This window comes from Xanthomonas sp. fls2-241-TYG-148 (genome assembly GCF_030208815.1).
GTDB lineage: Bacteria > Pseudomonadota > Gammaproteobacteria > Xanthomonadales > Xanthomonadaceae > Xanthomonas > Xanthomonas campestris.
On the sequence record NZ_JARVTE010000023.1, the window covers coordinates 24,186 to 39,060 of the forward strand.

Sequence of the window (14,875 nt, forward strand, 5' to 3'; positions counted from 1 at the left end):
TGCAGGCGACGTGGCCATGCGAGGTGCCTCAGTGCGCGGCGCCGTGCAACACCCGCTCCCAGCCATCGCGGCCAAGGCGTTCGAGCGTTTCGATATTGCGCTCCACGATCACATCCGGGTCCGGGAAGGCGGCCACCGCGCGTTCCACGCTGTCTTCGCGCAACAGGTGCAGGGTGGGGAAGGGCGAGCGGTTGGTGAAGTTGGCCACGTCATCGGCTGCGGCGCCGGCAAACTGATAGTCCGGATGAAAACTGGCCACCTGCAGCACGCCCTGCAGATCCAGCGCCTCCACTGCCGCGTCGGCGTTGTCGAGGAAGTCGTTGTAGTCCAGGAAATCGGTGAGCACGTCCGGGTGCACGATCAGCGTGGTGTCGATCTGCTCGGCCGGCGTGTCGCGCAGCAGCACCAGTTCCTCGGCCAGCTGTTCCAGCAGCGCCTCGGGCGTGCTCGCATCGCTGAGTACCAGCCGCACCTGTTCCTTGACGTAGACCGCCTTGGCGAACGGGCACAGGTTCAGGCCAATCACCGCGCGCTCGATCCACTGGCGGGTGGCGATCAGGGGATCGGTGGGGTCGGGTGTGGAGGTCATCGTGGCAGCAGCAGCGTGATGGCGCGCCAGTGTATGCGATCGGGCTTTGGGCACGCGCTGCGGGCGCGCGAGTGAAGGTTCGCTCTGCTGCTGCTGAAGGCGGAGCGGGGCGACGGCCATGGCGCGCCAGCCGCCCACTCACCATCGATGCGTCAGTCAGGCACTCAACGCCGCATCAATCGCGGAAGTTGTCGAACTGCAGCGGCAGCTCGAAGTCGGCCTTCTTCAACACTGCGATCGCGTCCTGCAGGTCGTCGCGCTTCTTGCCGGTGACGCGCAGCTTGTCGCCGTTGATCTGCGCTTCGACCTTGAGCTTGGCTTCCTTCAACTTGGCCACCAGCTGCTTGGCCTGCTTCTGCTCGATGCCCTGCTTGACGGTGACCTTTTGCCGCGCACCGGCCAGGTTGGTCTCCACATCGCCAAACTCCAGGCAGCGCACATCGATGCCGCGGGCCAGCAGGCGCGCGCGCAGGATGTCGGTCATCTGCTTGACCTGGAAATCGCTGGGTGCGGACTGGTTGATCACCTTGCCGTCTTCCAGTTCGAACTTGGCTTCCACGCCCTTGAAGTCGAAGCGGGTGTCCAGCTCGCGGTTGGCCTGATCCACCGCATTGGTCAGTTCGTGCTTGTCGACTTCGGAAATCACGTCGAAGGACGGCATGGCAATTCCTCTTCAAAAGATCGGCAGCCAGTTTAAGACCCACCCGCATGCGATGACAGGGGCAGCGTTGGCGCCTGCGCCGGTTGCGGCTGGCAGGGATGGGCATGTGCCCGAATGCCAAGCACGCACATCGACGATGCAGCCCGCGCGCAGCTGCACGCGATTACGCCCGCCCAGACCTGCGCGACGCCGGGCAGCGCAGGCGCTGCATGCACCGCAGCGGTCGCGAACCACCGTCTGCCCCGGCGATAATGCCGCATGTCTTTGACCGCGCCCGCCCCCCGTTCCCCGTTGCCTGCCATCGCCTGGATGGTGGCGGCAGTGGCGTGCTTTTCGCTGATGGATGCCGGCATGAAGCTGTTGTCGGCCAGCTACCCGCCCTTGCAGGTGACCTTGTTGCGTGGCGCGGCGTCGTTGCCGTTCGTGCTGGTGTGGGTGTTCGCCACCGCCGGGCCGCGCGCCATCATCCCGGTGCGCTGGGGCCTGCATCTGCTGCGCGGGGTGCTGGGCATGGTGATGATCGGCTGCTTCGTCTACGGGCTGAAGCGCATGCCGCTGTCCACCGCCTACACGCTGTATTTCGTCGCGCCGTTGCTGGTGGCCGCGCTATCGGTGCCGCTGCTGGGCGAACACGTCGGGCCGCGGCGCTGGACGGCCATTGCCATCGGCCTGGTGGGGGTGATCGTGGTGCTGCGGCCGGGCGTGAACGGGCTGATCTCCCTGCCCGGCCTGATGGTGCTGCTGGCGGCCACCGCCTATGCCATCGCCGCGATCACCGTGAGCCTGTTGACCCGCACCGACACCCCGCAGGCGATGGTGGTGTGGTTCCTGCTGTTCATGGCGATCGGCGCCGGCCTGCTGGCCATCCGGGACTGGGTGCCGTTGCGCGCCGAGCACGCCTGGCTGATCGCCGGCATGGGCCTGGCCGGGGCGTTGGGTCAGGTGGCGCTGACCCAGGCCTTCATGCGGGGCGAGGCCTCGATGATCGCCCCGCTCGAATACACCGGGCTGGTCTGGGTGATCGGCTGGGACTGGCTGCTGTGGCAGACCCTGCCCGACGCGTGGACCTGGACCGGCGCCGGCATCATCGTCGCCAGCGGCCTGTATTTGTTGCGCCGGGAGCGGATCCGGCAGGCCGACAGGCCGCCGCCGTTGGATAGGCCGTAAATGGGGAATGGGGATTGGGGAATCGCAGAGGCCAGCGCAGTTGCCCTTGGCTCTTGCGATTCCCGATTCCCGATTCCCAACTTAGAACCGAATGGAATGACGCCCGTAAACATTGACTGGTAGGCTTCACGCCCCCCCCCAATCGGTCCCGCGCGGTGATCCAGTTCCAGCGCCTGCACAAGTCCTACACCGTCGACGGTCGCCAGATCGTGGCGCTGCATCCGCTCGACCTGCGGATCGGCCCCGGTGAGGTGTTCGGCATCATCGGCCACTCCGGCGCCGGCAAGTCCACGCTGATCCGGCTGATCAACCGGCTGGAAGAGCCCACCGGCGGACGCCTGTTGATTGGCGACGAAGACGTCACCGCGCTGGACAGCACCGGCCTGCGCGCGCTGCGGCGCCGGGTCGGGATGATCTTCCAGCACTTCAACCTGCTGTCTTCGCGCACGGTAGCTGGCAACGTGGCGTTCCCGCTGGAGCTGGCCGGCACGCCGCGCGCAGAGATCGATGCGCGCGTGGCCGAACTGCTGGCGCGGGTCGGCCTGGAGCAGCACGCCACCAAGTACCCGGCGCAGCTGTCGGGTGGGCAGAAGCAGCGCGTGGGTATTGCGCGGGCGCTGGCCACCCGGCCGCAGATCCTGTTGTGCGACGAAGCCACCAGCGCGCTGGACCCGCAGACCACGTCCTCGGTGCTGCAGCTGCTGGCGCAGATCAACCGCGAGCTGGGCCTGACCATCGTGCTGATCACCCACGAGATGGAGGTGATCCGCCGCGTCTGCGACCGGGTTGCGGTGCTGGACGCCGGCAAGCTGGTCGAAACCGGCCCGGTGACGGAGGTGTTCCTGCATCCGCAGCACCCCACCACCCGCCGCTTCGTGTCCGAAGCCGAGCATGTGGACGAAGCCGAGCTGCACCGCGATTTCGAAGCGGTGGGCGGGCGCATCGTGCGGCTGACCTTCCTGGGCAACGGCACCTACGAGCCGGTCCTGGGCCGCATCGCCCGCGAAACCGGTGTGGACTACAACATCCTGTCCGGGCGCGTGGACCGCATCAAGGACACGCCCTACGGGCAGCTCACCGTTGCCCTGACCGGTGGTGACCAGAACGCGGCGCGTGCCGGGTTCGTGGCCGCCGGTGTGCATGTCGAGGACCTGCGCGTATGAACCTGCTGCCCATCGCCGCCGCGCCCGGCTTCTTCCGGAATCTCGATGCCGCCAAGTGGGGTGACATCGGCCAGGCCACGCTGGACACCTTGCTGATGCTGGCCGGCGCGCTGCCGTTGACCTTGCTGATCGGGCTGCCGCTGGGCGTGGCGCTGTTCCTGTGCGGGGCGCCGCAACTGCGCCGCCGGCCGGTGCTGTACGGCGCGCTGGCCGCGGTGATCAACCTGCTGCGCTCGGTGCCCTTCATCATCCTGATGATCGCGATGATCCCGCTCACGCTGATGCTGATGGGCACCTCGCTGGGCGTGCGCGGCGCGATCCTGCCGTTGGTGGTGGGCGCCGCGCCGTTCTATGCGCGGCTGGTGGAAACCGCCCTGCGCGAAGTGGACCGCGGCATCATCGAGGCCAGCCAAGCAATGGGCGCGACCACCCGCCAACTGGTCTGGCGCGTGCTGCTGCCCGAAGCGCGGCCCGGCCTGATCGCTGGCGCCACCGTCACCACCATCGCGCTGATCGGCTTCACCGCCATGGGCGGCGCAATCGGCTCCGGCGGCCTGGGTGATGTGGCCTACCGCGAAGGCTATCTGCGCTCGCATTCGGATGTCGCGCTGATCACCGTCATCGCGCTGCTGGTGCTGGTGCAGTTGCTGCAGATGCTCGGCGACCGCCTGGTGGCGCGTTACAGCCGCCGTTGAAGTACACGGCCTGCGGGCGCGGCGGCCGATGCCGTCGGCGGCCATCACTGGCCCACACGGGGCAGCGTGCGCCACCGCAGCCAGTGGGCGCGTGCGCTGCCGCAGTCCGGCAGGCCCGCGCCTGCATCGCCCCGGCGCGGGCGGTCTGCTAGGTTTGTCGTCTGCGGCGCCGCCGCGGTCCTCCTCCTCCCACGGATCCCTACATGAGCACATTTGCGTTTCGTTCCCTTCTGGCTGCCGCCACGCTGGCGCTGGCGTCCTGCGGCGGCGGTGGCAGCAGTGGCGGTGACACCCTCACCGTGGCCGCCACCGCGGTCCCGCATGCCGAAATCCTGGAAGTGGTCGAACCGCTGCTGGCCAAGGACGGCGTGAAGCTGGACGTGCGCGTGTTCAACGACTACGTGCAGCCCAATGACCAGGTCGTGCAGAAGCAGATCGACGTCAACTACTTCCAGACCGAGCCCTACCTGGACGCCTACAACCGCGACCGCAAGAGCCAGCTGGTGACCGTGGTGGGCGTGCATATCGAACCGTTCGGCGCGTACTCGCGGCGCTTCAAGTCGCTGGCCGACCTGCCCAGCGGCGCGGACGTGGTCATTCCCAACGACCCGAGCAACAACAGCCGCGCGCTGATCCTGCTCGACAAGGCCGGCGTGATCAAACTCAAGGATCCGAGCAATGCCTTGTCGTCGCAGCGCGACATCGTGGACAACCCCAAGCAGCTGAAATTCCGCGAGCTCGATTCGGCCATGCTGCCGCGCGTGCTGGACCAGGTGGATCTGGCCCTGATCAACACCAATTACGCGCTCGACGCCGGGCTCAATCCCACCCGCGATGCTCTGGCGATCGAAAGCAAGGACTCGCCGTACGTGAACTTCCTGGTCGCACGTGCCGACAACAAGGACGATCCGCGCGTGCAGAAGCTCGCCAAGGCACTGACCAGCCCGGAAGTGAAGGCCTTCATCGAGCAAAAGTACAAGGGCGCGGTGCTGCCGGCGTTCTGAAGTCAGGTGATGCGCGTGCCGTAACCGCACGTGCGGGCAGGGCGCGCGATGGCGATTGCCAGCGTCGCGTCCGCAGCCTTGCGCGGCAGTGCCGCAGATAGCAGCCATCGCCTGCCAACCGGTTGCTGAGCGCCAAACGCAGTGCGTTCGTTGCTTGAAGGTGTGCGCACGACCATTGCGACTGGCTTTGCCCCACCATCGCGTCACCTTTGGCGGCATGGATGCCGTCAAGGAGCCTGCAGGGATGTACGTGCGGCGTGCGCTGCGGTGGTGGGCGGGCAAAGGCTCTGCAACAGCGTCACTGTCCAGATGCTCCGCAAAACCACTGCCAGAACTTTCTGCAATGGATGCATCGATCGGCACGCTGATCGGCGCAGCCCCGCAGTGGCTGCGCCATCTGTGACTGAGCTGCCGCACGCGCATGTCGACACGCACCACACTCCGCATCGGTTTCCATTGCACCTGCCGGTTCGCAAACCAACCGACGACCATCCTCACACTGCGCTACCGATACTCTCCTGATGCCCCTCCTGCTTGCCATTCCCTTAGCCGTGATCATCGCCCTGGCGGTGTTCGCGGTGCTGTTCCCGCTGTCGTTGCTGCAGCGTTTCCGCGTCGGCACCGCCCGCCGGCAGGCACGCGGCTGGCTGTTGCTGATCAACCTGGTGTCAGCGGCGGTCTCCAGCGTGCTGTTCGTGGTGTTTACGCTGATTGCCGCGGCGTTCTGGCCGGGGGCGATCAGCCATGCCGCGTTTGGCTGGGCCTGCGGGCTGGTGTTGGGAGTGGTGGCGCTGCGCCTGACCCGCTTCGAACGCACCACGCAGGGCCTGTTCTACCGGCCCAACCTGTGGCTGGTGCTCGCGTTGACCGGCTTGGTCCTGGTGCGAATCGTCGCTGGCCTGGTGCAGGGCTGGCGCAGTACCTGGCACGGCGTGCCATGGCCGGTGGAAGGCTGGCTCAGCCACGCCAGCCTGCTTGGCGCGGCCGGTGTGTTGCTGGGTTATGCGTTGGCGTATGCCACCTTGCTGTGGTGGCGCTGGCGCAGCGCCCGCCTGCGTGGCAGCGTCTATTGGCGCTGAATCGCACGGCGCGATCGCAGCATCCGTGAGCGCAAAAAAAAAACGGGCCCGAAGGCCCGTTTTTTCGTACACACGCATGTTGCTTGCGCGTGTTGCCTGGACGTTGCGCTTAGAAACGCGCGCCGACGCCGAAGCCGACGGTCCACGGATCCAGTTCCAGCTCGCTGCCGGTACCGGCACCACCCACACGCAGTTCCGGACGCGAACGCATGTAACGGGCGTCGGCGCGTGCGAACCAGGTGGAGTTGATGTTCATGTCCACGCCCACGGTGCCGATCACGCCCTTGGCGGTATCCAGGCCCACGTGCTGACCGGTGGTGGAGGCTGCGTCGATCTTCTCGTTGCTGAAGTTCGACTCGTAGTAGCCCACGCCCACGAACGGACGGAACACGTTGTCGGCCTGGCCGAAGTGGTACTGGCCGCTGATGGCGATCGGCTGCTGCTCGACGGTGCCCACCTTGCCCACGCCATCGGCGTTGACGCGGTGGTTGAACTTGTCGGCTGCGCCCCACAGTTCAACGGCCCAGTTGTCATTGATGTAGTAGCTGGCGCTCAGGGTCGGCGCCGGGCCGCCGTCGACGTCCAGGCCAGGAGCCGGGTCGTTCTTCGGCTTGATCAGCGCAACGCCGCCGACCACGGCCCAATGCTTGCCGGATGCGGTGTCGCTGCTGCTGGACATGGCGGTCGAAGAGGTGTCACCGGTGTAGGTGGCCTCCTGCGCGAACGCGGACGGTGCAATCGCAAGTGCGGATACAGCAGCCAGGCTCAGGATGGAAATGGAACGCATGAGGGTCTCCTCGTCTTATTGTTAGGCCCTTGGAGTGGGCCGCGCCAAAGCTATTCCTGAAAATCTGAATCCACGCCCACCTGCGGCTCGCTAAAATTTCGTTTGTTCAGGAACTTTCCCGAGAAGACCGTGATTGCTCGATTCAACGCTGAAAGTGCATTCACGCAGATGCGTTCGCCGTGACGATGCAAACACCGCTGTTGCGTGGATTGCCCGCAGAAATTGCGGCGGATTGCCGTGTACTGGTGCTGGGATCGATGCCGGGCAGCGCCTCATTGCATGCGCATGCCTACTATGCACATCCACGCAATCGCTTCTGGCCGGTGATGCAGCAATTGCTCGGCATTGATGCAGACGCGCCGTATGACGCACGTCTGCGGCAACTGGCCGAGCGCGGCGTCGGGCTCTGGGATGTGATCGGCGAATGCGCACGCCGCGGCAGCCTGGATGCGGCGATCGTACCGGGCAGCATCGTGGTCAATCTGCTGCCCGAGCGGTTGGCCACGCTGCCGCAGCTGCGCCTTGTGGTGTGCAACGGCAGTGCCGCCGCGCAGGCGTGGCGCCGCCACGTGCAACCGGCGTTGTCGCCGCCGCTGACGCGCCTACCGGTGCAGGCCTTGCCATCGACCAGCCCGGCCAATGCCGCCTGGTCGCTGCCGCGGTTGTGCGCGGCGTGGCAGCCCGTGCGCGATGCGCTGCGCTAGCTGCCAGGCATGACAGATCGCGCACGCGGACGTTCTCAGCGCGTTTGCACCGCGCATGCAACACCATGCGTCGCCAGAAGTCATGCCTGCCTTAGGCACACGCGCGGCGGTGACGCGCTGCGCATCATCGGCCACAGCACATAAGGGAGAAGCTGGATGGCAATCACGTACCGGACCACGTTCGCCATTGCACTGGGTGCCTGCCTGGCCGCAGCTGGTGGCGTGGCCAGCGCCGATGAGCTGCACTGCGAGGTCAACACGGACTACGACCTCACGCTCAATCCGCGCAGCCTGATCCTCATCCGCGACAGCGGCACGCCGCAGCGGCTGGTCATGCGCCAGGGCGCGCTGTTCGTCGACGACCGCTGGGTGACGTTGAGCGACGGCGATCGCAACCGTCTGGTCCAGTTCGAGCAGCAGACCCGCGCCGTGGTGCCGCTGGCGCAGGAGGTCGGGCGCGAGGCGGCCGATATCGCCATCACCGCGCTCGGCGAAGTGGCGGCCGGTTTCAGCCGGGATCCGTCGGCCACCCGGACGCAGCTGGCCAGCGTGCGCGACAAGGTCGACCTGCGCCTGAAGCAGAGCTTCGGCAAAAGCCAGCTGACGCCGGTGGATATCGACGATGAAATCGGCACGCTGGTGGCGGAGATGCTGCCGCAACTGATCGGCGATGTAGTGGCCAGCACCGTGCAGGCGGCGATGACCGGCAACGGTACGCAGCTGCGCTCGCTCGACGGCCTGGAGCAGCGCATCGAGCGGCTGGTCGAGCCGCAGGCGCGCGCGCTGCGACCGCGTGCGCAGCAGTTGTGCACGCGGATGGAGGCGCTGGACGCATTGGACAATGCGCTGGCGTATCGTCTGCCGTCAGGCGCGCCGTTGCAGCTGTTGCAGGTGGATCGACGCCCTGCCAAGTAAGCGTGCAGCCCCTGCGCGGACGCTGCATCCCGCCACGTGTGCGATTTTTTCCGCGGCAATGGTTGGCGCTGCGGCTCCCGGCCGGCCACAATAGGGGTTTCCCCATTCTGTTGCCGGAGTTCCCGTATGGCCGAAATCAAGGAAGCACTTGTCCCCGATATCGGTGACTACAGCGATGTCCCGGTGATCGAAGTGCTGGTGTCGGTCGGCGATACGGTCAGCAAGGACCAGAGCCTGGTCACGCTGGAATCGGACAAGGCCACGATGGAAGTCCCCTCGTCGGTGGCCGGCGTGGTCAAGGAGATCAAGGTCAAGGTCGGTGACAGCCTGTCGCAGGGCGCGCTGGTCGCGCTGATCGAAGTGGCCGATGCCGGTGCCGAGACGGCTGCTGCGCCAGCGCCTGCCGCTGCGTCCGCCAAGGCCGCACCTGCTGCCGCTCCTGCGCCGGCTGCCAAGGCCGAGCCGGCCGCGACTGCTGCAGCGTCCGACGGCGGTCAGGTCGAGGCCCGTGTGCCGGACATCGGCGACTACAGCGGCGTGCCGGTGATCGAAGTATTGGTGGCGGTGGGCGACACCGTCGCCAAGGACCAGAGCCTGGTCACGCTGGAATCGGACAAGGCCACGATGGAAGTGCCCTCGTCTGTGGCCGGCGTGATCAAGGAGCTCAAGGTCAAGGTCGGCGACAGCCTGTCGCAGGGCGATCTGGTGGCGATCATCGCTGCCAGTGATGGCGGCGCCGGTGCGGCGCAGTCCCCGGCCAAGCCCACCACCGACACCGCTGAAACCGCCGGCAAGGTCGAGCCGGTGGCCGTCCCGGCCGAGCCGGACAAGCTGGCCCAGCGCGAGATCGCGCAGGTGCAGTCCGCCCGTTCCACCGCGGCATCGCAGCCGGCCCAGGCAGCGTCCGGCACGCCGAGCAGCCCGCCGGTGACCTTCGATGCCGACAGCGTGCTGCCGTCCAAGGTGCCGTATGCCAGCCCGGTGGTGCGCGTGTTCGCGCGCGAGCTCGGCGTGGATCTGAACCAGATCAAGGGCAGCGAGAAGGGCGGCCGGATCACCCGTGAAGACGTACAGCGCTTCGTCAAGGCCGCACTCAGCGGCGGCGCGCCGGCCGCAGCCGGTGCCGCACCGGCCGGTGGTGGCAACGGCCTGAACCTGCTGGCCTGGCCGAAGGTGGACTTCAGCAAGTTCGGCGAAACCGAAACCCAGCCGCTGTCGCGCATCAAGAAGATTTCCGGTGCGAACCTGGCGCGCAACTGGGCCATGATCCCGCACGTCACCCAGTTCGAATCGGCCGACATCACCGACCTGGAAGCCCTGCGCGTAGCGCTGAACAAGGAAAACGAAAAGGCCGGCATCAAGCTGACCATGCTCGCCTTCCTGGTCAAGGCCAGCGCTGCGGCATTGAAGAAGTTCCCCGAGTTCAACGCCTCGCTCGATGCGGCCGGCGAAAACCTCACGCTGAAGAAGTACATCAACATCGGCTTTGCCGCTGACACCCCGAACGGCCTGGTCGTGCCGGTGATCCGCGATGTCGACAAGAAGGGCGTGCTGCAGATCGCGCAGGAAAGTGGCGAACTGGCCAAGAAGGCGCGCGACGGCAAGCTGGGCCCGGCCGACATGAGCGGCGGCTGCTTCTCGATCAGCTCGCTCGGCGGCATTGGCGGTACCGCGTTCACGCCGATCATCAATGCACCGGAAGTGGCGATCCTGGGCGTGTCCAAGTCGGCGATGCAGCCGGTGTGGAACGGCAAGGACTTCGCACCGAAGCTGATGCTGCCGTTGTCGTTGAGCTACGACCACCGCGTCATCGACGGCGCGCTGGCCGCGCGCTTCACCACCTATCTCAGCCAGGTGCTCGCCGACATGCGACGCGTCCTGCTGTGAAAGCAGCGCTGTTGACGCTCGCCTTGCTGGGTGTGCTGCCGTGGTCGTCTGCGGCCGCACGTGAGTGCGCCAGCACGCTGGGCCGCGGCTGGCCGCCGGCGGTGGGCAACTACGGCACCGCGGTGACCACGCTGCTGGATGGCGGCGCCAAGCCGATGCTGTCGTTGCTGACCCTGCCCACGCGTGGTGTCGAAAGCGGCATCGCGCTGGTGCCGGGCAAGTCCGGCGGCGACTGGACGGTGCGCTTCAGCCGTGCCGACGAGCGGGTCTACAGCTGGGTCAGCCAGACCGACCGCGGCGCGGTGCAGTTCCGCACCGAACAGACCCCTGAAACCGTCGAGATCCCGATCCCGGCGGCGCTGGCGCAACGCCTGGTCGGCAGCTGGACCACGGCACTGACCCAGCTCGCACCGAGCGGCCAGACCGCGCCGGTCACCGAAGGCGAAGTGCTGTCGTTCCTGGTCGATGGCGTGCGCTACAGCGGCACGCGCCCGAGCTGCGGTGTTGGCGAGTTGCTGTTGCAGCAGGCCGCGCTGCTGATCGAAGCCAGCGAAGGCAAGGAAAAGAAGCGCGACAAGCGCTGGACCCAAATCGAATCGTCGCTGGATGAACTCCAGCAGACGCTTGCCGGCACCGCCGGTTAAGCCACAGGAGAAGCAAATGGCGGTCATTGAAATCAAGGTTCCGGACATCGGCGATTACAGCGATGTCCCCGTCATCGAAGTGCTGGTCGCCGTTGGCGATAGCGTGGTCAAGGACCAGGGCCTGGTGACGCTGGAGTCGGACAAGGCCACGCTGGAAGTGCCGTCCTCGGCCGCCGGTGTGGTGAAGGAACTCAAGGTCAAGATTGGCGACAACCTGTCCGAAGGGGCAGTGGTGTTGCTGCTGGAGACCGAAGGCGAGGCCGCTGCCGCACCCGCCGCGCCGAAGGCCGAGACCAAGGCCGCTGCGCCTGCTGCGGCCCCCGCAGCCGGCAGCAAGCCGCCGGTGACCCCGTCGCACCGCGCCCCGGCCGAGCCGGCCGCGCCCAAGCCGGCGCTGGCCAGCGGCAAGGCTGCCGATATCGAATGCAAGATGGTGGTGCTCGGCGCGGGCCCTGGCGGCTACACCGCCGCATTCCGCGCTGCCGACCTGGGCCTGGACACGGTGCTGATCGAGCGCTACGCCAGCCTCGGTGGCGTCTGCCTCAACGTTGGCTGCATCCCGTCGAAGGCGCTGCTGCACGCCGCTGCGGTGATCGATGAAGTGGCCCACGCCGGCGACTTCGGCGTGGACTTCGGCCAGCCCAAGATCACCCTGGACAAGCTGCGCGAGTACAAGGAAAAGGTGGTCGGCAAGCTCACCGGCGGGCTGGCCAGCATGGCCAAGCAGCGCAAGGTGCGCACCGTCACCGGCGTGGCCAGCTTTGTCTCGCCCAACGAGCTGGAGATCGTCGGCGACGACGGCAAGACCCAACTGCTGCGCTTCGAGCACTGCATCATCGCCGCCGGTTCGCAGGCGGTGAAGCTGCCGAACTTCCCGTGGGACGACAAGCGCGTGATGGACTCCACCGACGCGCTGGAACTGCACGACATCCCCAAGACCCTGCTGGTGGTCGGCGGTGGCATCATCGGCCTGGAAATGGCCACGGTGTACAGCGCGCTGGGCAGCAAGGTCACCGTGGTCGAGTTCATGGACCAGCTGATGCCGGGCGCCGACAAGGACCTGGTCAAGCCGTTGGCCGATCGCCTGAAGAAGCAGGGCGTCGAGGTCCATCTCAAGACCAAGGCCACCGACGTCAGCGCCGATGCAAAGGGCATCACGGTGTCGTTCGAAGCGGCCACCGAAGGCGAAAAGCCTGGCCTGCAGGCCACCGCCTTCGATCGTGTGCTGGTCGCGGTCGGTCGCTCGCCCAACGGCAAGAAGATCGGCGCTGAAAAGGCCGGCGTCACTGTCACCGAACGCGGCTTTATCCCGGTGGACCGGCAGATGCGCACCAACGTGCCGCACATCTTCGCCATTGGCGACATCGTCGGTAACCCGATGCTGGCGCACAAGGCCACCCACGAGGGCAAGCTGGCCGCCGAAGTGGCTGCTGGCGAGAAGAAGGAATGGGTGGCGCGGGTGATTCCGTCGGTTGCCTATACCAATCCGGAAATCGCCTGGGTGGGCGTCACCGAAACCGAGGCCAAGGCCAAGGGCTTGAAGGTGGGCGTGGCCAAGTTCCCGTGGGCCGCCAGCGGCCGTGCGATCGGCATCGGCCGCACCGAAGGCTTCACCAAGCTGATCTTCGACGAAGAGACTCACCGCATCATTGGTGGTGCGATCGTTGGCGTGCATGCCGGTGATCTGCTGGCCGAAATCGGCCTGGCCATCGAGATGGGCGCCGAAGCCGAAGACATCGGCCACACCATCCATGCGCACCCGACCCTGAGCGAGTCGGTCGGCATGGCGGCCGAGGTGTACGACGGCACCATCACCGATCTGTATATCCCCAAGAAGAAGTAAGCCGCACAGCGTCTTGTGTGCTGACAGCGCCCCGCATTGCGGGGCGTTTGTCGTTACGTGGGCATGCCTGCGCGTAACCGATTCGAAGGTCGACTCGACGGCGATGCCAGGGCATGCGTGATGTGCGTCGGTGTCGGCAAGGGCAGCGTTGGGCGCGTCCTTCCCATCCTGCGCGAGCAGTGGCGCGTGCTGCCACGCGCTGGCGCCACTGCGTGCGCGAACGTGTTCCATCCCCGCAGCATCGTGCGACGCTACTGCAACCGCGACGCTGTAACCACGAACATGACCCCGCAGCGCAGCTTGCACGCCAGGCAGCGCGCTTGCACCATCGAGACGCGGACACCGGGTTCGCGCCTGGGAGACAACGGATGGTCAAGTTATCGATGTCGGCGTTGCTGGTCGCCGCAGGTTGCGCGTGCACATTGCTGAGCGCGCACGCCCAGACCACCGTCATCACTGCCGCCCGCCTGCTGGATGTGCAGACAGGCCGCTATGTGGAACGCCCGCAGATCGACGTCGTCGCCGGCCGTATCACGCGTGTCGGTCGCCAGGGCGACCCGCTGTCACCACAGGCGCAGCGCATCGACCTGGGCGAGCGTACGCTGTTGCCGGGGCTGATCGACATGCATGTGCATCTCACCGTGGACCCCACGCTGGGCGGCTACAAGGGCCTGGAATACACCGACAATTTCTGGACCGTGGTGGGCGTGGCCAATGCCGCCAAGACGCTCCGCGCAGGGTTCACCACGGTGCGCAATGTTGGTTCGCTCAACTATGACGATGTCGCGCTCAAGCAGGCGATCGAGCGCGGCACCGTGCCGGGCCCGCGCATCGTGCCGGCGACCTACGGCATCGGCGCGACCGGGGGGCACTGCGACGCCACCGAGTTCCCGCCCTCGGTGCGCGTCACCGGCCCCGGTGTGGCCGATGGCCCGGATGCGATCCGCGCGGCGGTACGCACGCTGCGCAAATACGGCGCCGAAGTGATCAAGTTCTGCGGCACCGGCGGCGTGCTGTCCAAGACCGACAGCGTTGGCGGGCAGCAATACAGCCTGGAGGAAATGCGCGCGCTGGTGGACGAGGCGCATCGCCTGGGTTTGAAGGTCGCGGTGCATGCGCACGGCACCGCCGGCATCAACGATGCGATCCGCGCCGGTGCCGACACCATCGAGCACGCCAGCCTGGCCGATGCCGAATCCTTCAAGCTGGCCAAGGCGCGCGGCACCTGGTTTTCGATGGACATCTACAACGACGACTACATCCTGGCCGAGGGCGAAAAGAACGGTTTGTTTGCCGAGTCGCTGGAGAAGGAGCGCCAGATCGGGCGCAAGCAACGCGAGACCTTTCGCGCGGCACATGCGGCCGGCGTGCGGCTGGTGTTCGGTAGTGATGCCGGCGTGTATCCCAACGGCGACAACGCGCGCCAGTTCGCCAAGATGGTCGAGTGGGGCATGACCCCGCTGGAGGCGATTCGCGCCGCCACCGTAGACGCCGCCGATGCATTGGGGCGCAGTGCCGACGTCGGTGCCATCGCGCCGGGGCGCTATGCCGATCTGATCGCGGTGAGCGGCGATCCGCTGCAGGACGTGAGCGTGTTGATGCAAGTGGAGAGCGTGATCAAGGGCGGCGAACGCGTCGCCGATTGAAGCGTCGCAACTGACGCCACGCTGCGGTGTTACGGGGCAGTGCAGTGCGGCAGCGCGGCGCATTGAATGAGCGCTTGATGCTCTGCCAGCG

The 14,875-nt window shown here is 66.7% G+C and carries 14 protein-coding genes; 11 read left to right on the forward strand and 3 right to left on the reverse strand.

The features are described 5' to 3' along the window. Positions 1–28: 28 nt before the first annotated feature. Positions 29–589 (reverse strand): DUF1415 domain-containing protein, encoded by a 561-nt coding sequence (locus tag QRM60_RS19650; protein ID WP_042594594.1) that lies wholly within the window; start codon positions 587–589, stop codon positions 29–31. A 175-nt stretch (positions 590–764) separates the two neighbouring features. After that, the gene (locus QRM60_RS19655; RefSeq protein ID WP_011038715.1) at positions 765–1,250 is read right to left on the reverse strand and encodes a YajQ family cyclic di-GMP-binding protein; all 486 of its coding nucleotides are present in this window, start codon (positions 1,248–1,250) and stop codon (positions 765–767) included. Positions 1,251–1,508: 258 nt separating this feature from the next. On the opposite strand from QRM60_RS19655, the gene QRM60_RS19660 reads away from it, so the two are divergent. From QRM60_RS19660 to QRM60_RS19680, 5 genes are all read left to right on the forward strand, one after another. Continuing rightward, positions 1,509–2,417 carry a DMT family transporter gene (locus QRM60_RS19660; protein WP_042594596.1) on the forward strand — a complete coding sequence of 303 codons (909 nt, stop codon included), beginning with the start codon at positions 1,509–1,511 and terminating at the stop codon, positions 2,415–2,417. A 155-nt stretch (positions 2,418–2,572) separates the two neighbouring features. Further along, the gene (locus QRM60_RS19665; protein WP_070691693.1) at positions 2,573–3,580 is read left to right on the forward strand and encodes a methionine ABC transporter ATP-binding protein; all 1,008 of its coding nucleotides are present in this window, start codon (positions 2,573–2,575) and stop codon (positions 3,578–3,580) included. 2 nt (positions 3,581–3,582) lie between these two features. After that, positions 3,583–4,275 carry a methionine ABC transporter permease gene (locus QRM60_RS19670; protein ID WP_029217164.1) on the forward strand — a complete coding sequence of 231 codons (693 nt, stop codon included), beginning with the start codon at positions 3,583–3,585 and terminating at the stop codon, positions 4,273–4,275. A gap of 203 nt (positions 4,276–4,478) precedes the next feature. Beyond that, on the forward strand, positions 4,479–5,279 hold the full coding sequence (locus QRM60_RS19675) for a MetQ/NlpA family ABC transporter substrate-binding protein (protein WP_011038711.1): 801 nt from the start codon (positions 4,479–4,481) through the stop codon (positions 5,277–5,279). A 521-nt stretch (positions 5,280–5,800) separates the two neighbouring features. Then, positions 5,801–6,358 carry a DUF1453 family protein gene (locus QRM60_RS19680; RefSeq protein WP_043921582.1) on the forward strand — a complete coding sequence of 186 codons (558 nt, stop codon included), beginning with the start codon at positions 5,801–5,803 and terminating at the stop codon, positions 6,356–6,358. A gap of 109 nt (positions 6,359–6,467) precedes the next feature. Here QRM60_RS19680 and QRM60_RS19685 read toward each other — a convergent pair whose 3' ends face one another. Beyond that, the gene (locus tag QRM60_RS19685; protein ID WP_040941858.1) at positions 6,468–7,145 is read right to left on the reverse strand and encodes an OmpW family outer membrane protein; all 678 of its coding nucleotides are present in this window, start codon (positions 7,143–7,145) and stop codon (positions 6,468–6,470) included. A gap of 185 nt (positions 7,146–7,330) precedes the next feature. Between QRM60_RS19685 and QRM60_RS19690 the strand changes: the two genes are divergently transcribed. From QRM60_RS19690 to QRM60_RS19715, 6 genes are all read left to right on the forward strand, one after another. Further along, positions 7,331–7,849, forward strand: coding sequence for a DNA-deoxyinosine glycosylase (locus QRM60_RS19690; RefSeq protein WP_164497974.1), 519 nt, complete (start codon positions 7,331–7,333; stop codon positions 7,847–7,849). 156 nt (positions 7,850–8,005) lie between these two features. Continuing rightward, the gene (locus QRM60_RS19695; RefSeq protein WP_285446880.1) at positions 8,006–8,764 is read left to right on the forward strand and encodes a YggN family protein; all 759 of its coding nucleotides are present in this window, start codon (positions 8,006–8,008) and stop codon (positions 8,762–8,764) included. Between the two features lie 126 nt (positions 8,765–8,890). Continuing rightward, positions 8,891–10,651, forward strand: a complete 1,761-nt coding sequence (gene aceF / locus QRM60_RS19700; RefSeq protein ID WP_285446881.1) for a dihydrolipoyllysine-residue acetyltransferase — start codon at positions 8,891–8,893, stop codon at positions 10,649–10,651. Beyond that, complete coding sequence (locus QRM60_RS19705; protein WP_274393200.1) at positions 10,648–11,295, forward strand: hypothetical protein; 648 nt, start codon at positions 10,648–10,650, stop codon at positions 11,293–11,295. The genes aceF and QRM60_RS19705 overlap by 4 nt, the downstream gene beginning before the upstream one ends. 16 nt (positions 11,296–11,311) lie before the next feature. Then, positions 11,312–13,138 (forward strand): dihydrolipoyl dehydrogenase, encoded by a 1,827-nt coding sequence (gene lpdA / locus QRM60_RS19710; protein WP_285446882.1) that lies wholly within the window; start codon positions 11,312–11,314, stop codon positions 13,136–13,138. A 368-nt stretch (positions 13,139–13,506) separates the two neighbouring features. Then, positions 13,507–14,784, forward strand: a complete 1,278-nt coding sequence (locus QRM60_RS19715; RefSeq protein ID WP_285446883.1) for an amidohydrolase family protein — start codon at positions 13,507–13,509, stop codon at positions 14,782–14,784. Positions 14,785–14,875 lie beyond the last annotated feature (91 nt).